The sequence below is a fragment of the Niabella sp. ZPM-14 genome, from assembly GCF_055693045.2.
Window position 1 is genome coordinate 140525 of sequence record NZ_CM181148.1, and the last position, 24886, is coordinate 165410.

The window sequence follows — 24886 nt, forward strand, 5'->3', positions numbered from 1 at the left end:
AGTTCCGTCCTTAAAAGAAAAATACCGGAAGAGTAGCAGTAAAGATAAAAGAACGTGGCCTGGTTATGCACCGCCGCATCCTGTTTTTTGAGGATCCCGGGAGAAGTGGCCGGCTTACAGGTGAAGACGGCCCTGTAGCAATCCATGGTGTATGGGATATATCCCATCGCTAAAGGTTAGGCGCGTTGCGGTCGCAGAGATCGGGTAAGGAGGATGAATCCCGCGATAAGCATGCCCACGCTGACCAACTGTGCCTGTGTAAGGCCAACGGAAGGGATCACCGGATTGATCCGCACTGCTTCAACCAGGAATCTTTCGATACCGGCCATGAAGAGGTAAACGGCAAACAGTAGTCCCGGGCGCTTCGACAATCCGCGCCACTTCCAGAGCAACAGGAAGAGCAGGAAACAAACGATCGCCTCCCATAAGGAAGTGGTGTACACCGGCTGATCCAGCTGGTAGCAGTAGTTGCCCCAATCACATCGTTCCATGATACTCCCTTCCCGCGCCAGGTTGTGCGGGTACGTCGAAGCCCAGGCGCCATCCGGTATCCAGGAAACCGGCGGAGGTAGTTGTGCCATCCGGCCCCAGTCGCCATCACCGGAAACGTGGCAGCCAAGCCGGCCAATACAGTAAGCGATCATAAAGCCCGGTGCTACTGCATCCAGGATATAGATGGGGCGGATGTTGTGCACATGAAAGAATATATAGATGACAATAAACGCCGCTATCAAAGAGCCGTAAAAATTGATACCGGCCAGGGAAACTACATCGCTGATCGTAAGTGGTCTTGACGCATTTTCCAGCAGGTACAGGATCTTGCCGCCCACAATACCTGCGACCACGCAGAGCAACGAACAGGTACCGGTGTCACTGGCGGGCCGGATGCCTGCCGGTTTCCGGGGATTGATGAGGCTGGCTGAATGATCGTCAAAAGTACCCGCCGCCTCCTGTTCGGCCAGGTATCTTTTCAAAAAGTACCAGCCCGCGCCGAAAGACAGCGCAATAGACAACCCGAAAGTGGTCACATGATCGAGCAGACCCATCTCCAGGCCGGTCAGTTCGCGCAGCAGGTAATACAGCGTTGGATACAATCGTATTTGGTTTTTAGGGTGATCAGTTTTGTTATTGGTTTATTTTAACATTGCCTTGATGCGGACTTATGTTTGCTCATTGTCCATTGCCTATTGCTCATTGCCTATTGCCCATTGCTCATTGCCCATTGTTCACTGCCTACCACGCGCCGGAAACCACTTCCAATAAAAAATCAGCAATAAAAATAGATCAAATGGAGGTAACGCGGTTCAGAGGTTACTTACAAGAAGGAACAACGATAAACGATTCTTTTATATGAAAGTATTTAACCATGCAAAGCTGTGGGCAAAACTGGCTGTTTTGATGGTTGTCGCGTGGATCACCGTGGCAAGCTGCTCCAAAAGCAGGTTCCTGGAAGAGACCACGACTACCAATCTGAACGAGCAAACCGTCTTTAAAGATAGTGCCTATTCAGTCAGCTTCCTCAACAATATCTATTCCAATGTGGGATTTAGTTTTAGTCCCACCCGCTTTAATGATAACGGCGGACTGGATGCTGCTTCCTCCGAAGCCGATGTGCCCCGCGTAGGTGTGGCAGCCACTTCCAGGGGATTTGCAGACGGCTCTCTTACGCCGGCAACGGTTACCGATGATGCCTGGAGAATCTGTTACTCGCAAATCCGCGCGGTTAATATTTACCTGAAACATGCGCCCACTCTGCCCTTTGACGATTACCTGCGGAAAAGAACCGCTGCCGAAGCGCGCTTCTTAAGAGCGTGGTTTTATTTCACCCTGTTGAAGCATTACGGAGGGGTGCCGCTGATCGGCGATACAATATTCACCGATCAGGACAGGATCGCGGCCAGCCGGAACAGTTTTGAAGAATGCGTGAATTATATCGTGTCCGAATGCGACCAGGCAGCCGCCCAGTTGCCCGTGAGGCAACAGGGACTGGAATATGGACGCGCCGGCGCGGGCTCCTGCCTGGCTTTGAAAGCCCGGGTGTTGCTGTATGCCGCCAGTCCTTTATTCAACGGGGACAATGCCTTTAATTCAGGTGTGAGCGATCCGCTTAGATCTGCCATCGCGTATAAGACGGCAGTGAACGAGCGATGGAAGCAGGCAGCCGATGCCGCCCGGGTAGTATTGTCGATCGGGACGTTCCAGCTGTACAACACGACCAGCCAGGTGGCCGGTGTGACGATAGAACCTTTCAGAGATCTGTTTTACCGCCGCGTCAACAATGAATATCTTTTTGCCAGGATGCAAAGCGGCACCCGTGATTTCGAAAGCTGCTGGATGCCGCCCAGCAGGGGCGGAAACGGCTTTGGAGCTTATCCCTACCAGGAGCTGGTAGACGCTTTTCTGACCCGATCGGGCAAGCCTATCACCGCGCCCAATTCGGGATATAATGCCAGCCGCCCTTATGACAACCGGGATCCGCGCCTGGAACATACCATCATGCATGATTCTTCCCTGATCGTGCTCTATACTGATTTTATCCAGCCGATCATGGGGCAGCCACTGAAGCTGTATGTAGATGCCGGTGCTGATGCGGTGTTCAAACGCACGACGACGGGATATTATGTCAACAAAATGCTGAAGCCAGACATCGCCGGCAACTGTATCCATAGCACCGAAAGGTGCTGGCCTTTGATCCGGTTGGGAGAGATGTACCTCAATTTCGCCGAAGCAGAAAACGAATACCTCGGGCCCACACAGGATGTGTATGATGCGATCATCGCCCTGCGCAAACGTGCCGGCATCCTGCCTGGAACGGATAACCTGTATGGACTGACCGCGGGAATGTCTAAAGATGAGATGAGGACCGTGATCCGCAACGAAAGAAGGATCGAACTGGCTTTTGAGGAACATTGGTTCTGGGATGTCCGCCGCTGGATGATTGCGGCCGATACCGAAAATAAAACGATGCACGGCATGAAGGTGACCCGCAATGCCGGAGTGCCTGCCTTGTTCGAAACGTTCAACGTGCGCACGCGCAATTTCAGGAATGCCATGTATTTATTCCCGATCCCGCAAGGCGAGGTGGCCAAGTCTGCTTTGCTGCTCCAGAACCCTTATTGGAGCACCACGGGCAATTAGTACGTGGCCCGGGATTTTTAGCACAGACAAGATGCGGATCTGTGTATGTGATTTTCGAAGTTCTTTAAATAGCAATCCAAAGTCTCGTCGTTCCGAGCGGAGCGCAGCCACTTTCCCGTCGTTCCGAGCGCAGTGAAACGGAGCCCCCGCCCGGACGGTACGGACGGGGAGGAATCTCTTTACTGATCTGAGATTTCTCCACTCATTTTGCTTGGGCAAAATTCGGTCGAAACGACGTTCAGGGTTGGCAAACGGGAGTCTCGTCTTTCCGAGCGGAGTGAAACGGAGCCCCCGCCCGGACGGTACGGACGGGGAGGAATCTCTTTACTGATCCGGGATTTCTCCCCGTCCTTGCCAGGAATGAATCTTTCGGACTGGCGAATGGCTTCAGCCGGGCGGGCGCTCATTTTGCTTAGGCAAAATTCGGTCGAAACGAGGTTCGGGGCTAAATAATAATAATAACGCAGTATCATTTTTATCATACAAAAGTTTACAACCATCGATGAAATACGTTCAATCATTTTTGTTAGTCACTGCCGTTGTAGCATTGAGCTGGCTGATCCACTCCTGTACTAAGGAGTCTACCCGGCAGGTAGCAGAGTCCAATAAAAATATTTCAGGCACCTGGAAGATCGTGGGCGTAGTGCGGAACGGGGTCGATATCACCGCCTTTTTCGACTTCACCCGGTTCAACATCCAGTTTAAAGACGACGGCACTTATGCCATCACCAACCCGGTTCCTTTCGTGGTGTCGAAGAACGGTTCCTGGTCACTGGACGATCCCACACATCCGCTGCGTATCTCTTTCAGCCAGAGCGGTACTTCCGAAACTTTTACCAACGAATTCAACTACCCGGTGGTCAGCGGTAAGCGACGGATCATTCTCACGGGAGCTCCCGGCTGCACATCCAATACCTACCAGTATTCACTGGAACAAACACAATAACGATCAACCTTTTCAATTCCTTATATGAGCGTCCAATTGTTCAAAAAGAAAAATTCCTGGAAGTTTATCGTCATAGCGGTATTGCTGGGCCTTATTGTTGCCTGCAGCACCGATATCGTGACCATCGATCAGCCCTCAACGATCGATGCCGGCGAAACCCTGACCACGGTGGTGCATTGCAAAGTAGATGCCGCAGGGACCAACCTGGCTAAAACACTGGTGGTCGGATTCCTGGTACCTAAATCCTGGAACGCTGCCCGCAATACTTCAGTATTCTACACCTGCACGGCCCTGAGCGCCAATAACGAAAAGATGAGCCTGATGCCCGCATCTGAGCGCGAAACGAAAACCCAGTTGCCATGGGCTGAAGCGTTGATGCAGGACAAACGATATGCGCTGATGGGCAACCTGATCAACGACCTGGAGTGGGTCGTGTTCCGTTCTACTAAAACTTATGACGTAAATCAGAGCATTACGTTTGAAGTGAGGGTGGAGACCAAAGTGGGCGGGGCCAACATGCTGGTCAACCTGGGCTACTTTGTAGGCAACACTTCCAACGGACTGGAAGCACCCGGCAGTGACAAATATCACGATGGTAAATATGCACGGCTCACCGTGGAGAACGGCACGGGCGACCTGATCGATTTTGTCAATCCGCAGATCGCCATGATCGAATTATCCAAATCCACTGATAACGACATTCAGACGATATTCTATGACGGGGATCTGTTGACTACACCACTGAGTGACGAAACAGATATTTTTATCTGTGCCAAAGGATATACAACTACAGGACAAGTGATCGAGCGCTGCTCTGCTGGTAGCGAAAATGCCTTCAAGCCTGCGCCGGGCATCAAAAAATACCGTTTCGATTTCTGGCCGCGTGCCTTCTTCGGATTGCAGGAAAATCAAACACTCGAACGGATGGAATACTTTCTCATGAATACCGCAGGGACGGTAAAGGTAGGGTACGGAGGAAGCATCTCCCCGTCGGATCCGTTCAAATACACTTTTAATTGTCAATAAGCGGCGGACGGTCGATTTAACTATCAATACACAACTGAATACATTTATGCTGCAGTTAAAGTCTTATTATAAACAACTGGCTGTTTCTTTTCTGACCCTCCTGGTTTATCATGTCAGTACAGCCCAGGCACAGGAAGTTTTAAGGGGCAAGGTGGTCGACGAGTATGGCCACGGACTTGCCGGGATAGAAGTGCGCGAGCAATCGACCGCGAACCGCGTGGTAAGCGATGAAAACGGAAGTTTTGATATTGGCCTGACTGCCAACCGGACGTTGATCTTTTCGGGCCAGGGGTACAATACTGTTTTTTATACAGCTAAGATCCGGGAGCAGGAACTCATCGTCAGGATGGAACTGCAGTTTCTGCGCAAGGTCGATACCGTCGATGTGCTCTACGATAACATCAGGAAGGAGCTGTCGATCGGGGCGATATCTACCATTTATACGCCTCAGTTAGCTACTACGCCTGCCAACTTGTATGCCTACGCATTGCCCGGACGACTGCCCGGCCTGTATACACAGCACTACCAGGGCTTCCGGTCGTTTTCATCCACCAATGAGGCCAACTCTGTCAGCGATCTGGCGGGCGTATTGGCCAGGACCGGCCTGAACGCCTTCAGCGACAACAATGAAATAGGATTGAGACTGCGCGGACAGGCGCCGGTGGTAGTGGTAGACGGCATTCAGCGGAATATTTTTTCTCTGGATCCCGAAAGTATTGAAAGCATTTCCGTTTTGAAAGACGGTCTGTCTTCCATTGCCCTGGGTCAACGCAGCTCAAGAGGCGTGATGTTGGTAACGACCAAAAAGCCACAGATAGGCCCGCCGCAGCTGTCATTCTCTGCCCAGGTGGCCATGCAGGAGCCGGTAAAACGACCGAAGCCCGTAAGTGCCTTTGATTATGCTTACCTGGTAAACGAAGCCTTGCAAAATGAAGGACGCAAGACATTATACAGCACCGCCGATCTGGAAGCCTACAAGAGAGGGGATAATCCTTACCGGTATCCGGATGTGAACTGGTACGATGAGGTGATGAAAGAACGCGCGCCGATGTACCGGTATAACCTGAACCTCGGCGGAGGCGGCAGGGTAGCTCGTTACATGGTTTCGCTTAACTATATGAACCAGGAAGGATTGTTGAACACCTCAAATGCGGATGCCACCCTTCAGCAGGAGCGTTACCTGATCAATTCCAAAGTGGATGTGGATGTGACTAAATATTTCCAGGTGGGCGTGCAATTGTTCGGAAGAATACAGGATGGTAATCAGCCGGGCGCCACGTTGAGCGGCATCCTGGACAACCTGTTGCGGACACCGAACAATGCTTACCCGGTGTACAACCCGGACGGGTCTTTTGGGGGGAACAATTCTTTTCAGACCAACCTCAAAGCCTCACTTGATCATTCAGGTTACCAGATGAGCAACGAGCGCGATATCATGGCGAATGTGGATCTGAAATACAACTTCGATGCCTGGGTGAAAGGCCTTTGGGCAAAATTCAACGGGAACCTTTCCGTGCAGTCGGCCACGCTGACTGACCGGAGCCTCCGGGTGCCGGTATTCCTGATGCAGGTAAGCGATGGGGCAGACACGACCTACGCCCGGTACGGCAGTTCGAATGCACAGGTTAATAGTTTTTACGCGATCTCCAATGCAAGATACTGGTATGCCCAGGGGCAGATCGGTTACTCGAAGTCATTACCGGCGGGCCATTCCTTCACCGGTTCCTTCATGGCGGATATGAGAAGGTCTACGCTCAACTTCGACCTGCCCGGTACCGCTACCAACTATTTATTAAAAGGCAATTATAACTATCAGGAAAAATACCTGTTCGAAGCGGCGGTGAACTATAGCGGTTATGACCGGTACCCGCCCGGCAGGCAGCACGGCTGGTTCTATGCGGCAGGGGCCGGATGGAATATTGCCAAAGAAGATTTTATAAAAGACCGGATCGACTGGCTGAACCAATTGAAGTTGCGGGCCAATTATGCGCGTACGGGTAATGGTGTCGACAATTCCGGTTACTTTATATGGCGCCAGACATTTTCCCAGAATAACGATCAGACGGGCATTGCAGGCATAGACCACGTAAGAGCGCAGATCGCCATGGTGGAAAATGGTTTGGCCAACACGACCATCAGCTGGGAACAAGCCAATAAATTCAATGTCGGACTGGATATCGGTTTGTTCCAGGACCACCTGTTGCTGAACGCAGATTTTTATCGCGATGTGTATTTTGATCTGCTGCAGGTAAGGGGCGGAAACATTGCTTTGCTCGGCACCGCTTATCCTTCAGAAAATATTGGCAAGAACCGCTACTCCGGATCAGAGCTTTCTGTCACCTATCAGAATAATATCCGTTCGTTCAATTATTTCGTGACGGCTAATGCTTCTCTCGAACAAAGCAAGGCACTATTCATGGATGAGCAGCGCCGCGAATATCCATGGAATGAAAGAACCGGCTTCCCGGTGGCGCAGCGCTTCGGCTATATCGCCGACGGGTTTTTCCAGACCCAGGAAGAAGTGGACAACAGCGCGATCATTGCCGGCTATACAGTGGCACCGGGCGATATCAAATACCGCGACCTCAACAATGACGGTGTCATCGACCAGTTTGACATGACTGCGATCGGAACCACCAAACCCTTGCTATACTATGGTCTTAACACGGGCTTCAGCTACAAAGGCATTGGCTTCAGCATCTTGTTTCAGGGTGTGAAAAACAGGAACCTTTACATAGATAACTGGGATACGGAGATACTGAGGGCCAACGGGCAGGTATACGGGCAGATGTATGAGCAACTGTTGAACCGGTGGACCCCGGAGACTGCGACCACTGCCACTTATCCGCGCCTCAAAGCCAACGGTGGTTTTGGAGATGCCTATACACTCAGCAGCAGCACATTCTGGATGCACTCCGGCGACTACTGGCGGATCAAGAACCTGAACCTGCAATACACGCTTCCTTTCAGATGGACATCTGCTTTCAAAGTTGCCGGTATCACGGCCTTCGCCAACGCCCAAAACCTGTTTACCTGGGCGGCTTACGACCGCGTGGATCCCGAGGTAGGGTATGGCGCTTATCCGTTGCAAAGAGTGTACAACCTGGGTGTTAACGTAAAATTTTAGATCAGCTCATTAAAATATAAGTATATGATGAAGGACATGTTCAGTAAAGCGTTGATCGGGGGGGTGATATTACTGTGTTCCTGCGCTAAAAATATTGAAAAGGTTCCGCTGGAACTGACGACGATAGATTACATCTTTGATACCGGCGATTCACTGGGTGTGAACGCAGAGCGGTACCTCAGCGGTGTGTACAATACGCTGCCAAAGGGTTTTAACCGCGTCAGCTCAGACCTGCTCGATGCGGCTTCCGACGATGCCATATCTTCCGTTACGGGTAGCTCCGATGTGTTTAAGCTGGCCACCGGAGGATACAACTCATTCACGTTGCCGGAAGCGGAAAACGTATGGGCGAAATGCTATGCAGGCATCAGGAAGGCCAATATATTCATCAACAATATAGACCGGGTGCCGCTGAATAAAATGGTGGTGCCGGGCTTTCCGAAGAAACATGCTTATAAGGCAGAGGCACGGTTTATCCGGGCATTATTATATTTTGAATTGCTCAAACGCTACGGCGGGGTGCCGATCACCGGCGATAATGTGTGGGTATTGGGAGATGATGTGAAGATTCCGCGCAACAGTTTCGCGGAATGCGTCGATTATATCGTGGGCGAATGCAATACCATTGATGACAGCCTGCGCACGATCGCTCAGACCAAAGCGACAGCGGAATATCATTCCATCACGCGGGGCGCCTGCCTGGCCCTGAAGGCACGCGTGCTCTTGTATGCCGCCAGCCCGCTGTTCAACGGTGGCAATATCGCTTCCGGAAATGATAAGTCGGGCTATACCAATAATGATATCAATCGCTGGAAGCTCGCTGCTGATGCGGCTAAAGAGCTGATGAACCGCAACGAATATGCCCTGGAGCCGGCGCTATTTTCGGACATATTTATTACGGTAGACGGCGTGAACGGCAAGACCAATAAAGAAGTGATCCTGGCCAGGCTTGAAGGGCGCAGCACTGCGCTGGAAGTGGCGAACGGGCCGGTAGGTTACTCGCCCGGAACGGCAACCGGTTTTACCAGCCCCACGCAGGAACTGGTCGATGCCTTCCCCATGAAAAACGGGCTGGCGATCGATGATCCGGCATCAGGGTATGACATTGGCAATCCCTATGCAAACCGGGATCCCCGCTTCGATATGACGATTTTGTACAACGGCCACGCATGGCTCAATACCAGTCTCGAAACCTTTGAAGGCGGCAGAAGCCGCCCCGGCAACCTGAACGTAGAAACCCGTACAGGATATTATATGAGAAAGTTTCTCGGGCCTTTTGAGGCTACCAATAATTTCTCCGATCAGTTTCATGATTTTATCCTGTTCCGCTACGCCGAAGTGCTGCTCAATTTTGCGGAGGCGCGAAACGAATTCTCCGGCCCTGATGATGAAGTGTACCAGGTGTTGATCGACCTGCGCCAAAGAGCCGGTATTGACGCGGGTGCTGATGGGCGCTACGGGATAGGAACGGGTATGACCCAGGCGGAGCTGCGCGAAGCCATCAGGAACGAACGCCGGATAGAGCTGGCTTTTGAAGAGCATCGCTATTGGGACCTGCGCAGGTGGAAGATCGCTGAAACAGCCGTCAATACACCGCTGCATGGCATGAGCATCATTCGCGGTTCATCAGGACGACTGTCTTACACCGTTACGGAAGTCTTTAAGCCCGTCTTTGCCACCCGGCAGTACCTGTATCCAATTCCTTACGACGAAGTGGTGAAAAACCCCGGCATGGTACAAAACCCCGGTTGGTAAGCAAGCATCAAAACAAAACATTAAAACTGGTTAATAGCTTTATTATGCATCGTATTTATTTGTTGGCGATATACCTGTTCATTTCCGGGTCACTTTTTGCGCAGCAGAGAGAGATTTCGGGGATCGTAAAAGATAATATGGGACCATTATCCGGCGTGTCGGTTACTATCAAAGAAGGGACCGGAGGAACGACGACGGATGAGAAAGGCGCCTTTTCGATCCAGGCCGATATCAACAACACGCTGATGTTTACCCTGGTGGGCTATCTCACTTTTGAGATCCAGCCGGAACAGGACTCAACGCTGGAGATCACCATGCAATCCAACTCGCAGGGGATGGACGAAGTAGTGGTTGTGGGCTATGGCACCAAGAAACGTGTGACCAACACGGGAGCGACCAGCGCCATATCAGCCGAGGCCATCAGGACCGTGCCCACCGCTAACGTGCAAAACGCATTGACCGGAAGACTGCCTGGTTTCTTTTCGCAACAGCGGTCGGGCCAGCCGGGGAGGGATGCATCCGATTTCTTTATCCGTGGTATCAGCTCATTGAACCCGGATGGTAACAAACCATTGATCATTGTGGATGATATCGAATATACGTATGAACAATTATCACAGATCAACGTCAATGAAATTGAGAATATCACGATCCTGAAAGATGCTTCCACCACCGCTGTGTATGGGATCAAAGGAGCCAACGGCGTATTGATCGTTACAACCCGCCGCGGCGCCAGTGGCCGGCCCAAGATCAACGCGAGGGTAGAAGGGGGCTTACAAAGCCCGGTGCGAAAACTGAACTTCCTGAATGCTTACAACAGCGCCCTGCTTGAAAATGAAGCGTATACCAATGACGGACTCAACCCTCCCTTTACGCAGGAAGACCTGGAGCATTTCAGAACGGGCGACGATCCTTACGGCCACCCTGATGTGAACTGGTATACTGCTATTTTTAAACCGTTTTCTCTTCAAACCAATAACAACGTAGATGTTTCAGGAGGTAACGATATCATCAAGTACTTTGTTTCCGGCGGTGCATTGGTGCAGAACGGCGCTTTGAAAGACTTTTCCGATCCGCGCAATGAAGTGAATAATAATTATTATTTCCGGCGGTATAATTTCAGGAGCAACCTGGACATCAAAGCTTCCAAAAGCCTGTCTGTGCGCCTCGACGTAACGACCCGCTTTGGAGATGTCAACCAGCCGCACGCACAAAACATTGTTTCGGAGATCTACAATTTTCAAAAGATAAGACCTTATTCGGCGCCGTTCCTCAATCCCAACGGCAGCTATGCCTATGACCGGTACAATCCCGGTAACCTCGCGACTTTGAATGCGCGGCTGGCCAACAGCGGCTATCAGCGGGATAAACGAAGCGACTTCAACGTGCTGTTTGGTATTATCGAAAAGCTCGACATGATCACACAAGGCCTGTCGTTCAATGGCAGGATTGCTTATGCAAGTACAGAGCTGGCTTCACGGCAACTGTTCAGGGGCGGCGTATTCGAAGGGTATTCACCACCTTCTTATTACTATAATCCCGAGGACGGTAGTTATACGCTTGATCCAAGGGGCCAGTATCAGCTTTCCGGTTATACACTGGTTGGCGTCACGGATGCCTATAACAAGAATGTGAATCTGCAGGGTTTCCTGAATTATGACCGCACCTTCCAGGCGCATCATTTCTCGTCTTTATTGCTCTTCAACCGTCAGAGCTTTACCGATCAGAAGAACGCATCTGTGCCTAACAAGTTTCAGGGCTATAGTTTTAAAATAGGATACGATTACCTGCAAAAATATTTGCTGGACTTTAACCTGGGCTACAACGGTTCCGACAGGTTTAAGTCAGGAGAACGCTATGGCCTGTTCCCCGCGCTGGGCCTGGGCTGGAACATCAGCAACGAAAAGTTCTTTACGGTCAAAGCAATCAACCTGCTGAAGTTAAGAGGTTCTTATGGAGTTGTCGGATCGGATGTAGTATTCGGAAACCGTTACCTGTACAACCAGCAGTATCTCCAGGGCGGAGGTTATCCTTTCGGAGAAAGCAGCGTGGTGCAGTACCCCTCCGTGTACGAAGGCGATTTGGGCAATAACAACGTCACCTGGGAGAAAGCCAAAAAGCTTGACATCGGTATCGATCTGAATATGCTCAACGATAAGGTATCTATGACGATCGATTACTTCCGTGATATCCGTTATGATCAGCTGATCACGCGCGGGTCTATTTCGCAGATCCTTGGTGTGGGAACCGCCCGGTTCAACATGGGAGAGGTGCTCAATACCGGTTTTGACGGACAGATATCTTACCGGAACAATATCCGCGATTTCCAGTATAATATAACCGGGGTATTTTCTTATGCAAAAAACCGCATCCTCTTCCAGGATGAAGCCACACCGGCATTCCCCTGGCTGTTAAGGACGGGGCACCCTATCAACCAGACATTTGGTTACACCTTCCTTGGTTTTTATCGCGATCAGAACGACATCGACAACAGCGCCAGACCCCTGATCCCTGTGCAGCCCGGCGATCTGAAATACCAGGATCTCAATGGCGACAACGTCATTGACGAGAATGATATGGGACCGATCGGTAAACCCAATCTGCCCAATACCACCGCGGGCCTGACATTAGGTGCCAGCTATAAAGGTTTTAGTTTGAGCGTGCTGTTCCAGGGATCGTTCGGTTATAGTTTCTACGTAACCGGAACAGGCATAGAGCCTTTACAAAGCCAGTTCCAGCCCATTCACCAACTGCGCTGGACGCCGGACAACCCGGACGCCGCTAAGTTTCCGCGACTGACCACAAATTCCAGTTCGATCAACAGTCCGGCCGCCTATCCTTCCACCTTCTGGATGATCGACGCGCGGTATGTTCGTTTAAAGACGGTAGACCTCGGCTACCAGCTTCCTGCCAGGCTGCTGCCCTTCAGGATCAACAATGCCCGTTTCTACCTGAGCGCCTACAACCTGCTCACCTTTAACAACTATAATTTGTACCAACAAGACCCCGAGGTCACCAGCAACACGGCCGGCGACGCCTACATGAACCAGCGGGTAGTGAACCTGGGTTTGCAGGTAGGCTTTTAAAACCAGCGAACAAGAAATTTCTTTGCAACATCCACTTATGCAGGTAGTGGTTTATATTTACACGACCAGGCTTTATGCCTGGTCGTTTTGGTTGCAGGTATTAATGCGTGGTTGAAAAGCGGACTATATAGATTATAATGATTGACGTTTTATTCAGGTATCAATGCTTATGATGGGGTCGTATTTTAAAAATATGTTTAAGAGGGACGGATTAACATCCACCCGGGAGATCATTCGGTGGTGGAACAAAGGCAGAGGATTTCTAAACCTGATCTTATTTGCGGCTACCATTGTATATCTTGTGATTGTAATGTTTGTTTTTAAGAATGGTTGGATGTTTTTTCTACTGCCCCTGATTCTATTGATCTGGGGCGTTGCTAATATTCTTTTTTCAGCAGGGCTGGTTTATGAAATAATGGCTGCAAAGTTTTTTAATTCAACAAAAGACTTTGATCGGCTATCTCTCGAAATAAAGAAAACTACCTTAATAATTCTGATATTCACTATCATCATCCTTTTAGGGTGGGACTTATCGCTGCAATGAGATGTGCGATGTTTTCGTATATATGTACATATGACAATAATCGGGGGTTCGTGAATGGATTTACGACGAATCCGAAGCAGTGGGTATCAAAGACCCTTTTATTTATGGGACTAATTAAGAAATTGATAGGATTATACACTTTTCTCGGTGGTCTATTCTGTTTTGTAGCGTTGTTTACGACCTATTCGTGGCATGATCTATATATAGCTCTTGTTCCATTTATTATCGCAATAAGCGTTTTATTGTTTTATACACTCACCGGGGCGAACTACTTTTTGAATGACAAGTCTATTGTCGCGAAAAAATTGATGAGTATAACTTTGATGTTCCAAACCATACAGCTTTCTGTAAGTGGGTTTGTATTCAGGAATTATTACAGTGTGCCATACATCGCTATATATATGAATAGGGAAGGCGCCAACGCTGATTTTAAATGGTTTTCTTATCTGTTTGCAAATGGATATCAGGCACCGGATCAGAACTTTTCCATTTCGTTAAATGTAATGTCTTTTCTTATGCTGCTTATGTTTATAAGAAGAAATCAGATACAATAGCAGACAGTCAAGCCGCTCAAAGACGCTTCCCAAACGAATAAATAGATCTTTAACGCGCGCTATAAATCGCATTCACAACACCCGCGCAAACGATTGCACGAGGCTATTATCAAAATAATGTTATTTTTACCGTAATGTGGTAGCTACTATACTTATAGTAGCTACGTCAACTGCTTTGTAATAATCAAAAATGAGAGTCAGAAGGTCAATTACGGCTTGCCGTTAGTCATTGACCTTTTAGGTATATCCGTCTAACCTCATTATTCCGGCAGTTATCATTGAAAATTCATCCGACAGCCTCCCGTATGAGTAGTATATTGATACGCTTGAGGTCCACAATATCACATTGTCTTTCGTCGATAACAAGATAATGCACCTATGTTGAATGCTCATTATTCCTACCAACGGATAGGGTTCATTAAAACTAACTAACGATGACAACCATCACTACCTATTACAGTCAATACCGGGCCAAATTGATGGCCATTGCTTATCATTATGGCTATACCACCCAGGAAGCCGAAGACCTGGTCCACCAGCTCTTCCTTGATCTGATGCAGAAAGAGGTTGCGGATGACATCCGTAATCCCGAGGCCTTTTTAGTAACAGCTTTCAAACGCAGGCTGATAGACCATTTTAGGGCTCATGATAAAAGAAAAGTACATCATCTCTACGAAGAGATAGAAGTGCCTTCTACACAGGAAGTATTGGAGCGCCTGGAAACCGATGAACTGTTGATTGAACGGCTGACCGAGGCCTATAAAAAGCTGCCTGGCCGTTGCCGCCGCGTGATCTACCTTAAATATTACGGTGGATATTCCACCCGGGAGATCGTTGACAAAACAGGCCTCAGTCAGCAGAATGTTTATAATAACCTTTCCAAGGGGATTACCCTGCTGCGCAAATCACTCGGCGCCGGCGTAGAGCCTGCCAAGGTTGGATCGTTATTGTCCTTAATGTTCTGAAACTTTAGTCCGCAAGCCTCTGTTGGAGCCAGTCAAAAAAATCTCCAAAAAAGTTGTTAGGTTTTTCCTGCAACTCCGTCTTTACTGATAGTAGTTTCAAATGCTTATGATCTTTTCGGTGGAACAACTTGCTATTGATGATTCTTTTATTTCCTATTGCATGGAAAAGGATGACATGTCCATTCACCGGTGGAACGATTATCTGTTGCAACATCCCGAGCAACTTCAAACGATGCAGGAAGCTAAGGAGGTCGTGTTGGGTTTGAAGACCATGCTTCGGAAAAAACAAAACGAATTGTCAGCGCATGAATCAGACAGGTCACATGCACTGTATGTGCCGGACTACCAGGTTCCGGTAACTGAAGATAACACCGGCAAAAGCCGGATTAAAAGATGGATTGCTGCGGCTGTTGTTATCTCTTTCCTGGCATTGCCTGTGATTTTTTTTATGAGGGAAGAAAGCAGTCGGATGACAGATGACATGGCACTTACGCAAAAAATAAAGGGTCCCGCCGCCGCTCACAAAATGATCATATTGCCCGATGGTACTCAGGTGCGTTTGAATGCTCACAGTGAGCTCTCCGTCTCCCCGGAGTTTGGAAGCAAAGACAGAAATGTTTATCTGAAGGGAGAAGCCCTGTTTGATGTTGTTCATTTAAAAGCGCTTCCTTTTATTGTTCATGTGAAAAACTACAAGATCAAAGCGCTGGGTACTAAGTTCAACGTGAAAGATTACGATGACGAGCCTTTTAGTGAAACATCACTGCTGGAGGGGAAGGTGCAGATTGTGTTTGACAAAGGAGATAAGGAAGAAGTATATGAAACGCTTGCGGTCAATGAAAAGTTCGTCCTGAAGAAAGAAGAGGGTACATCCCCGGAAATAGAGAAGTTGGCTGCTATTGAGCCGATGGCCTATGATGATGCCAACAGGAACATCGAAACCGCCTGGACGAAAGGACTGTTGATTTTCGAAAATCAATCGCTTCATGAAATAAAAACCGTACTGGAACGCCAATTTAACGTTGTTATCAATATCCGGGACGAGGAAGTGGGTCATTACAGGTACACGGTCACTTTTGAAGATGAAGATCTGCAAACGATGATGGACATACTGCAAATGTCTTATCCCTTCCATTATACACGGACGGAAAACATCATCGTCATTACGAAATAGGCAAAAAAATGGGAAGAGATGGTGACCGCCACTCTTCCCGGTGAACATAAAACAGGAGTTGGTGAACTCCCACTTTCTTAATCAAACTAAAAGTATGAAAAAAAAGGCTTGTCCCCAAAAGCGGCCATTGCGGTTGCTTAAATCCCTGCTGTTTATGAAACTATTAATCGCGTTCACCCTATTATCAGGCATGCAGGCGCTGGCGTTTACCGGTGCCGGCCAGGAACATGTGAGCCTGGATGTTGAAAACGTTCGGCTGTCGAAAGTCCTGAGAGCGGTACAGAAGCAGACGACCTATCGCTTTGCCTTTAGTAACAAGGTGGTAGACGATTTTGGTACCGTTAATGTCAGAGTCGCCAATATGCCTGTGCTGGAATTATTGCCGCGGTTATTGAAAGGTACCGGGCTGGAATATGTGCAGAAGGGCAAAACGCTTATTGTCCTGAGAGAGAAAGATCTCGGCCAGGGCGCCACTTTCAACGGCAATCCGCTCGCAGGTGGGTATACGATTCATCAGCAAGCCGACATCGAAGTGAGCGGTTTGGTGACTGACAGTACCGGGGGTATTCTCAGCGGGGTTTCAGTATCGTTAAAATCAAAACCCAGTGTAGGTACGACAACCGATCTGAACGGACGCTATATATTAAAGGTGCCCGCCAATAGTGTGCTGGTATTTACTATGAGCGGCTATATGACCCAGGAAGTGGCAACAGGCGACAAAAACAGTCTGAGTTTGGACATTGTGATGAAAAAGGATGTGCAGTTAATGGAAGAGACAGTGGTAGTAGCTTTTGGTAATAAAGCCAAAAAGAGAGATTTGGTGGGTTCTGTAACCTCAATATCTCCCAGCGAGTTAAAAATTCCTGCAAGCAATCTCACTACTGCTTTACAGGGCAGGATTGCCGGAATGGTTTCATTTCAGCGCAGCGGTGAACCGGGCGCAGATAATGCAGACTTCTTTGTAAGAGGTGTAGGTACTTTTGGTACTAACCAACGTCCGCTGATTTTAGTGGATAACCTGGAGGTGTCGGCAGACGATCTAGCCAGAATACCATGGGACGACCTGGAAAGTTTTAGCGTTTTGAGAGATGCAACAGCCTCGGCCGTGTATGGTTCGAGAGGCGCTAATGGTGTTATTTTAGTCACTACTAAAATGGGTCAGGAGGGGCCAGCGAAAATTAATCTCAGAGCAGAGCAGCGCGTTTCAATGCCCACACAAAACTTAGAAATTGCCGATCCGGTAACTTTTATGATCATGAACCGTGAGGCTATTTTAACACGCGATCCTTTGGATAAAGACAACCAAAATGTGTATTCCCTGGAAAAAATTGATAGAACCAGGGCGGGAGACGATCCTATTTTATATCCTGCTGTAAACTGGCTGGATTTCATTACCAAAAGAGTCACAACAACAAGAAATTATAACCTGGGTATTTCCGGAGGAGGACAGGTAGCCACTTATAATGTAAGCGGAAATCTTACTACTGATAATGGCCTTTTGAAAATTGAACCAATTAATGATTTCAATAGCAACGTACGTTTTAATGTTTATAATTTACGTACCAATATCAATGTTAACTTAACAAAGTCTACCCGGATGGTAGCCCGCGCTTTGGCCAATATCCAAGATTACAATGGCCCGCCTTCATCAGGATCTGCAGCGTATGGTAATGCCTTGCGGTCAAACCCGGTCTTATTTCAACCTATTTATACTCCGCCGCCAAGTTTATCATATTTAGAACATCCAATGTTTGGAAATTTTCAGGAGGGTGGCTATTTAAATGCTTATGCAGAAATAGTACGCGGTTATTCGGAAAGAAGAAGAAGTAATTTATCTTTTCAGACAGAACTTTATCAGGATTTATCATTTATCACCAAAGGGTTAAAATACCGAGGGCTTTTAAATATTACTCGAAACGCCTATTTTGCTCAATCGAGAGTTTATAATCCTTTTTATTATACTCCTTTGTTAAATCCTTTTACCGGAGTAGTAGACAGTTTTCATGTTATTAATCAGGATGGAGGTACAGAGTATTTAGACTTTAACGCCGGAGATAGAAGCGTTGCTTCTATACTTTATGCTGAAAGCCAGTTTACCTATAACCGAACGTTTGGAAAACACAATATTTCCGGAATGGGCATAGGTACAATAAGAAGCAATGTGTCGACACCTACCAGCTCGGTAACGCTCATCAATACCTTGCCGTATAGAAATGTCAGCCTTTCTGGTAATGCTACTTATTCATACGATGACAAATATTATGCTCAATTTACATTTGGCTATAATGCGTCAGAAAGATTTGCCGAAAACTACCGATGGGGCTTTTTCCCATCTTTTGGCTTGGCATGGACGGCAGATAAAGAAAATTTTATGCAAGCGCTCAAACCTACAATTAACAGGCTTCGATTCAGGTTTACGCATGGTTTAGTTGGAAATGATAATATAAGCAATACACGGTTTTTTTATTTATCCGATGTGGATCTTTCTGCCGGAAACGGATACGCTTTTGGTTTACCAACCACAGGAACAGAATCTATTTCAGGTGTGTCTATCAGAAGGTATGAAAATCCTTTTGTACAATGGGAAATTTCAAGGCAAACGAATTTCGGAATTGACTTAAGCCTGTTCAACAGCGCCCTGTCTTTCACCGGAGATTATTATCGACAGTATAGATATAACATTGTTCAGACAAGGTCGATCCCTGCTTCCAATGGCCTGCAGGCTCCTGTATTAGCCAACCTTGGAAAGTATAAAAGTAACGGATTTGATGCTGAATTAACATATAATAAAAGTATAGGAAAAGACTTATGGCTTCAGGGGCGTGGAACGTTTACCTATGCTACAGGTGAATATGTCTTTTATGAAGAGCCGTCATATAAATATGATTACCTAAGTAGAATTGGACTAAATGCAAATCAGGTAAGGGGCTACATTGCTGAACGGCTTTTTATCGATGATGCAGAAGTAGAAAACAGCCCTGCTCAGCAATTTGGTGGAGAAGCTGTTTTAGGCGGAGATATTAAATATGTAGATGTAAATAAAGACGGAGTGGTGAATGCTGACGACATTGTACCCATTGGCCACCCCACCGTTCCGGAAATCAACTATGGTTTCGGGTTAAGCACAGGGTATAAAAATTTTGATATTTCATTCTTCTTCGCTGGTAATGCCCGGACCTCTTTGTTTATAAGGCCTTATTATAAAAGTGGTGACAATTATGGCGTTGCTCCTTTTGGTAGCGTTTCGGCTCCTAATTCAGTTTTGCAGGTATGGGCAGACAGCTATTGGTCAGAAGAAAATCAGGATATTTATGCACGCTGGCCACGGTTAAGCCAGACGCCAACACCAAACAATACACAAACCAGTACTTTCTGGATGAGAGACGGAAGTTTTTTAAGGTTAAAGCAGGCCGAGCTAGGATATAATATTAAAAAACTCACTTTAAACAAATATAAAGTAAAAAACCTGAGGCTCTACATAAGTGGAACCAACCTGTTCAAATGGAGTGCGTTCAAATTGTGGGATCCGGAAATGGGTGGAAATGGTTTAGCATACCCACTTCAACGCGTGTTCAATTTCGGAATCAATATTAACCTATAAAGTTTGTTTCGAACATCACCCGTCAACAGACGGATAAGTTCTCACAATAAAAAAGAAAGAAATGAAGCAGAAGAATATATATATACTATTAATATGGGCTGTACCTTTTCTATCAACAGTAGGCGCCTGCAAAAAGTTTTTAGATGTAGTTCCAGACAATGTACCAGTAATAGACCATGCTTTTAATCGCCGGACAGTTGCAGAGCGATTTTTAGCTACCTGTTACAATGATTTGCCTTCGAGTACATCAATAGGCTCTAATATTGGCTTTTTGGGAGCAGATGAATTTTGGCTAAGTTCAACAACCAACTATTCTTCATCATCGTATCCGGCATGGTATATAGCCATGGGCCAGCAAAACTCTAATTCTCCGCTTTTAAACTGGTGGGGCAGTAATGGTTCGGGCCAGTATTGGCAGGCAATATCAAATTGTAATATTTTTATAGAGCGTGTTCTCTCTGTGCCCGACATGCCTTTTGAAGAAAAACTTACCTGGGCAGCAGAAGCCAAAGTTTTAAAAGCGTATTATCACTTCTTGCTGGTAAGAGCTTATGGGCCTGTTATTATCAAAGACCAAAATATACCAGTATATTCAGAACCAAAGGAGTCGCAAATTCCAAGGTCTTCTGTAGATGAGTGTTTTGCCTATATTGTAAAAACAATTGATGAAGCTATGCCCGACCTGATGCCGGTGGAACAGCGGGGTAACCTGGATATAGGAAGAATTAATCAAATGGTAGCCAAGGCTATTAAAGCGCAGGTGCTTATTGAGGCCGCAAGCCCTTTGTTTAATGGGAATACAGATATGGTCGACTTGAAGGATAACCAAGGCAAGAGCTTATTCAATCAGGTATATGATGAAGCGAAATGGGCCGCTGCGGCAACTGCCTGTAAAGAAGCTATTGATTTTGCATTAGCTAATGGGAAAGTACTGAATCTTTGGACGCCGCCGGTAAACGTAAAAGTAAATTCACCATCCACCTACTACCAAATGAACTTACGTTCAGCAATCAGTGAGTCTGACCTTAATTCAGAAGCTGTGTGGTTCGATACAAGAAGCGTTGCTGGCGGAAGTTTTCAGGCCGCATTTACGCCAAGAGGATTTCATCCTCAAACATCGTCTAATGCTTCTATTTCTAGTTTTATGGGCGCAACGCTTAACATGGCATCAAAGTTCTATTCTAAAAACGGCGTGCCTATTGAAGAAGATGTAACCTATCCTTATTCATCAAGATATGACTTAGTAACTGTTCCAAATACAGACGAGTACAGGTATGATTTGCAAACAGGTTATAGAACTGTAAAATTCCATCTTGACAGAGAGCCAAGGTTTTACGGAACCCTCTCCATGGACGGTGGCCGTTACTTTATGATGTCTGAAGGCGATGACAATAGCGCACTTAACACTAATTATAAGCAAACAGGTAATATTAAACCTTTTAATGTGCAGAGCTATGGTGCCACCGGATATATGGTGAAAAAGTACGTCAACTATCAAAACTCTTACGGTGCAAACGCAGCTTACACCGCAAGGTCTTATGCTATTCCTTTTATTCGGCTTGCAGATTTGTATCTTTTGTATGCAGAAGCTTTAAATGAAAGCCAGGGGCCATCTGAAGAAGTATACACTTATGTTGACAGTGTAAGAGCAAGATCGGGACTGAAAGGAGTAGTAGAATCATGGGCCAACTTTTCTTCAATACCCAATAAACCGCTTAGTAAGGAAGGAATGAGAGAAATTATAAAAAGAGAGCGGACTGTTGAGTTTGCATTCGAAGGAAAGCGTTTTTGGGACTTAAGAAGATGGAAAGATGCTTTGTCGGAGCTTAACACATTAATAGAAGGATGGGATATTGCTCAAAAAGAGCCAGCTGCTTTTTACCGGCCTCGTCTGTTTTTCAACCGCATCTTTACAGTTAAGGATTACTTCTGGCCTATAAGTATTGAGGAATTGAGACGAAATTCAGAGTTGGATCAAACTCCTAGATGGTAATTGCTTACATAAAAGTGCGTAAAAACAAGAGGACTTATAAAAAACTAAAAATAAATACAATGCAAACTGATTTTTTAAGCAAAAAACAAATAAGCTATTTGCTGTTTTTGTTTTTTGTCTGCACATTTTTAGGGTGTAAAGAAGATATTGGTATAACGGTGAACCGAATTGGAGAAAAGCCACAACCGGTTGCTAATACACAGGTGACACCCATATCAGGAGGAGCTATTATTAAATACGACCTCCCCCTTTCCGAGGACTTGAGGTACGTGAAAGCTACGTATTTGTTGGACAATGGCATTAAACGAGAGACCAAGTCATCAATATACAAAAATGAAGTTTTGGTAGATGGATTTGGGGAAGAAGGAACTTATGATATTGAATTACGTTCGGTAAGTGTGGGTGAGGTAGAGTCTGATCCTATCACTGTGAAAGCAACTGTGCTTACTCCTCCACATCAATTGGTTCTCCAAAAGCTGTCTGAAGCAGGAAATATTATAAGTACATTTGGCGGCTTCAATCTTAAATATTTTAACGAAACAAAAGCCAATCTGATTATCAGAGTTATGAAAAAGGACTCTGTAGGCAACTGGGTACCTATACAATCCAAGTATACCAATTTTGAAACAGAAACAATTCGAATAAGGGGACAGGAAGCCGAACCAACAGAGTTTGGAGTATATATTGAAGATCGTTGGGATCATTTTTCGGACACATTTACCGTAAACTTAACTCCAATTGCAGAAGTGTTTATTAGTCCTCAGAATAATTTCAAGCGTCTTCCACTTCCTGGCGATGCTGGTGATCGCGGGGGAAGTTTCAGTTTTGCTGGTATATGGGATGGCTCGGCCACTAGCGGTTATCTATCAACAAATAGTGGTACCACACCCGTCGATCCATACTCTTCTGCTATCACTATTGACTTGGGTAGGCCTGCGTTACTCAGCCGTATGCAAATATGGGCTACTCGCTACACCAATATCTCAGACTGCTATGGTCCGGCGCATATATATGATTTTGAGATATATGGAAGCAATAGCCCCAACCCTTCGGGAGCTTGGGATAGTACCTGGACCAAGCTGGATCGGTTTGTAAGTGTGAGGCCTACCGGCTATGGGTTTGGAGTGCCAGCGACAACTGAAGAACAAAATGAATTAAGCAAAGGAGAAACTTATGAATTTACGGATCCTGTTGCATTTGAAAAGTTTAGATACATAAGGTTTAGGGTTTATGCCGGCTGGAACGGTGTTTATGAAAGTGTACCCACCTTCTTTTTGTACGAACTGTTATTATATGGCCAACTTTAAATATTTACAATAAATATGAAATGTGCATAAAATCAGCAAGCTAAATTATACTCCCGTCCGAACGGCATTCAGCTGGGCGGGCAAAGCGATGCCAATTTTCATGCGAATTCCATACGCCAGCTGGCGGACAAGTTCTGATTAAAGAAAAAAATAAAAAATAAACAGATGAACAAAATATTTTTTCTTATAAGTATTATAATCACCGCCGTGCTATTTACGGAATGTAAAAAGCCGGGAGACTATTACTATGCGCAATATTTAGAAGAAGCAGAAATCGCCCAACCAGGCAAGGTAGATTCTCTTCAGATTATGCCCGGGTATAACAGGGCTATATTGAGATTCCGGATACCACCGGACCGCAGGGTAAAACAATTTAAAATACAGTATAGCACCTCATTAAGTGCGGAAATAAAAACAACTACAACAAACGTGCTTTCGGCCGACTATGGGGAATACAAGGAAGTAGTGATCAACGACATTCCTGAAGCTACTTTGTTTGTGAAAGTTATATCGTTCGATGAAAAAGGTGACAGCTCTAATGTTGTAGAGTCTGTTGGTACCATTTATGGAGCGAGATATGAATCCTCGTTGGCTAATAGGATTTACAGAAATGTAACTATCGAAGAAGGCGTTAGAACAATCAATTTTCTGTCAGAGTCGGGTAGACCTATAGATACTTCTGGTGCCGTTTTTTATCCATTACAGAGAACATATATTAGCTACCCAACTCGCTCCGGAGGCCAGTCTACGGTAGAAATATCACCATACACAAACTCTGTTGCCGTACCTGATATTGCAGGTAAAGGTACCATTGCGTATCGTTCAGTATACAAACCAGTAGAAAATTCGATTGATGTTTTTAATACGAAAGAAGTGTCAAAGAATTATGAGTACGATCCTGTTGTTACAGTACTTTCTGTAAGTTCGCCAGCACAGCAGGGGTCAGTAGAGAGTTTAATTGATAACAATCCCAATACATTTTATCATTCCAAGTGGTCGTCTCCTACAGCCGCAGAAACATACCCTTTTACTTTTGTTTTTGGTATCGACAGAGCCATACCGCTAAGGGGAATGTATTTTAATGGCCGGCTTGGCAACAACAGGTTAGGTGATGCTAAGGATATTGAAGTGTTTACCAGCCTTGATAACGTAAACTATATTAGCCAGGGTACAACAACTTTACAGAGCACGGCCAACCGCATAGAATATACTTTTCCCAACGGGCCTGTAACGGCACAATATATAAAGGTGATTGTGAAGAATGGACATAGTGGAAACGCCTATGTAGTGTTTGGTGAAATGAATATACTGCAATAAGCAGGGGAGTGTTGCAAAGTTTGATAGTATGGCGATGAGGTTGGGTCGTTTACCGGTCTGCCGGTAAGGAAGAGCAAGCCAATAGAGACCATTTAAGCGTGAGATTCTTTTTCTCTCATAGTATCAAGCCGGGGGTGGCGTCCCGGTTTTTTATTTTAGCCCGCGGCAAAGAATCTATTTCGTTTCATAAGAGATGCTCAATAGAATCCGCGACCCGGTCTGACGGTCCCCGTCTGACCGCTTACTTTTCGATGCGCGTCCCGATAATAAGACTGGGCTCATTCCAACCAGCTCAATAGCCTTCCCCGACCCGGTTTAGCCGTCTCCATCTGACCGTTTAGAATTCCGCGATC

At 46.5% G+C, this 24886-nt stretch carries 13 protein-coding genes; 12 read left to right on the forward strand and 1 reads right to left on the reverse strand.

Annotation, left to right across the window (positions count from 1 at the left end):
- Nucleotides 1-176: 176 nt before the first annotated feature.
- Entirely contained in the window at nt 177-1094 is a 918-nt protein-coding gene (locus ACU37H_RS00620) for a prolipoprotein diacylglyceryl transferase (RefSeq protein ID WP_472702414.1), read from the reverse strand.
- Nucleotides 1095-1350: 256 nt separating this feature from the next.
- Between ACU37H_RS00620 and ACU37H_RS00625 the strand changes: the two genes are divergently transcribed.
- The 12 genes from ACU37H_RS00625 (at nt 1351) to ACU37H_RS00680 (ending at nt 24533) form a co-directional block, all read left to right on the forward strand.
- Complete coding sequence (locus tag ACU37H_RS00625; RefSeq protein ID WP_472702415.1) at nt 1351-3138, forward strand: RagB/SusD family nutrient uptake outer membrane protein; 1788 nt, start codon at nt 1351-1353, stop codon at nt 3136-3138.
- A gap of 502 nt (nt 3139-3640) precedes the next feature.
- Nucleotides 3641-4084 (forward strand): DUF5004 domain-containing protein, encoded by a 444-nt coding sequence (locus ACU37H_RS00630; RefSeq protein WP_472702416.1) that lies wholly within the window; start codon nt 3641-3643, stop codon nt 4082-4084.
- Between the two features lie 24 nt (nt 4085-4108).
- Nucleotides 4109-5110 carry a DUF4961 domain-containing protein gene (locus ACU37H_RS00635; protein ID WP_472702417.1) on the forward strand — a complete coding sequence of 334 codons (1002 nt, stop codon included), beginning with the start codon at nt 4109-4111 and terminating at the stop codon, nt 5108-5110.
- Between the two features lie 46 nt (nt 5111-5156).
- The gene (locus ACU37H_RS00640) at nt 5157-8237 is read left to right on the forward strand and encodes a SusC/RagA family TonB-linked outer membrane protein (RefSeq protein ID WP_472702418.1); all 3081 of its coding nucleotides are present in this window, start codon (nt 5157-5159) and stop codon (nt 8235-8237) included.
- A gap of 24 nt (nt 8238-8261) precedes the next feature.
- The gene (locus tag ACU37H_RS00645; protein WP_472702419.1) at nt 8262-9992 is read left to right on the forward strand and encodes a RagB/SusD family nutrient uptake outer membrane protein; all 1731 of its coding nucleotides are present in this window, start codon (nt 8262-8264) and stop codon (nt 9990-9992) included.
- Between the two features lie 44 nt (nt 9993-10036).
- A complete protein-coding gene (locus ACU37H_RS00650) occupies nt 10037-13078 on the forward strand; it encodes a SusC/RagA family TonB-linked outer membrane protein (RefSeq protein WP_472702420.1) in 3042 nt (1013 codons plus the stop codon).
- A gap of 1532 nt (nt 13079-14610) precedes the next feature.
- Nucleotides 14611-15141, forward strand: coding sequence for an RNA polymerase sigma factor (locus ACU37H_RS00655; protein ID WP_472702421.1), 531 nt, complete (start codon nt 14611-14613; stop codon nt 15139-15141).
- Between the two features lie 100 nt (nt 15142-15241).
- Nucleotides 15242-16315 (forward strand): FecR family protein, encoded by a 1074-nt coding sequence (locus ACU37H_RS00660; protein ID WP_472702422.1) that lies wholly within the window; start codon nt 15242-15244, stop codon nt 16313-16315.
- Nucleotides 16316-16730: 415 nt separating this feature from the next.
- Nucleotides 16731-19916: a SusC/RagA family TonB-linked outer membrane protein gene (locus ACU37H_RS00665; protein WP_472702423.1), complete on the forward strand. Its 3186-nt coding sequence runs from the start codon at nt 16731-16733 to the stop codon at nt 19914-19916.
- A gap of 61 nt (nt 19917-19977) precedes the next feature.
- On the forward strand, nt 19978-21909 hold the full coding sequence (locus ACU37H_RS00670; protein WP_472702424.1) for a RagB/SusD family nutrient uptake outer membrane protein: 1932 nt from the start codon (nt 19978-19980) through the stop codon (nt 21907-21909).
- Nucleotides 21903-23216: a DUF4959 domain-containing protein gene (locus ACU37H_RS00675; protein WP_472702425.1), complete on the forward strand. Its 1314-nt coding sequence runs from the start codon at nt 21903-21905 to the stop codon at nt 23214-23216. The genes ACU37H_RS00670 and ACU37H_RS00675 overlap by 7 nt, the downstream gene beginning before the upstream one ends.
- A 165-nt stretch (nt 23217-23381) precedes the next feature.
- A complete protein-coding gene (locus tag ACU37H_RS00680; protein WP_472702426.1) occupies nt 23382-24533 on the forward strand; it encodes a DUF4998 domain-containing protein in 1152 nt (383 codons plus the stop codon).
- The last annotated feature ends 353 nt before the right edge of the window (nt 24534-24886 follow it).

Coding starts and splice junctions, on each gene's coding strand:
- ACU37H_RS00625 (WP_472702415.1), top strand. CDS start 1,351: ATGAAAGTATTTAACCATGCAAAGCTGTGGGCAAAACTGGCTGTTTTG.
- ACU37H_RS00655 (WP_472702421.1), top strand. CDS start 14,611: ATGACAACCATCACTACCTATTACAGTCAATACCGGGCCAAATTGATG.
- ACU37H_RS00650 (WP_472702420.1), top strand. CDS start 10,037: ATGCATCGTATTTATTTGTTGGCGATATACCTGTTCATTTCCGGGTCA.
- ACU37H_RS00660 (WP_472702422.1), top strand. CDS start 15,242: ATGCTTATGATCTTTTCGGTGGAACAACTTGCTATTGATGATTCTTTT.
- ACU37H_RS00635 (WP_472702417.1), top strand. CDS start 4,109: ATGAGCGTCCAATTGTTCAAAAAGAAAAATTCCTGGAAGTTTATCGTC.
- ACU37H_RS00670 (WP_472702424.1), top strand. CDS start 19,978: ATGAAGCAGAAGAATATATATATACTATTAATATGGGCTGTACCTTTT.
- ACU37H_RS00675 (WP_472702425.1), top strand. CDS start 21,903: ATGGTAATTGCTTACATAAAAGTGCGTAAAAACAAGAGGACTTATAAA.
- ACU37H_RS00640 (WP_472702418.1), top strand. CDS start 5,157: ATGCTGCAGTTAAAGTCTTATTATAAACAACTGGCTGTTTCTTTTCTG.
- ACU37H_RS00645 (WP_472702419.1), top strand. CDS start 8,262: ATGATGAAGGACATGTTCAGTAAAGCGTTGATCGGGGGGGTGATATTA.
- ACU37H_RS00630 (WP_472702416.1), top strand. CDS start 3,641: ATGAAATACGTTCAATCATTTTTGTTAGTCACTGCCGTTGTAGCATTG.
- ACU37H_RS00680 (WP_472702426.1), top strand. CDS start 23,382: ATGAACAAAATATTTTTTCTTATAAGTATTATAATCACCGCCGTGCTA.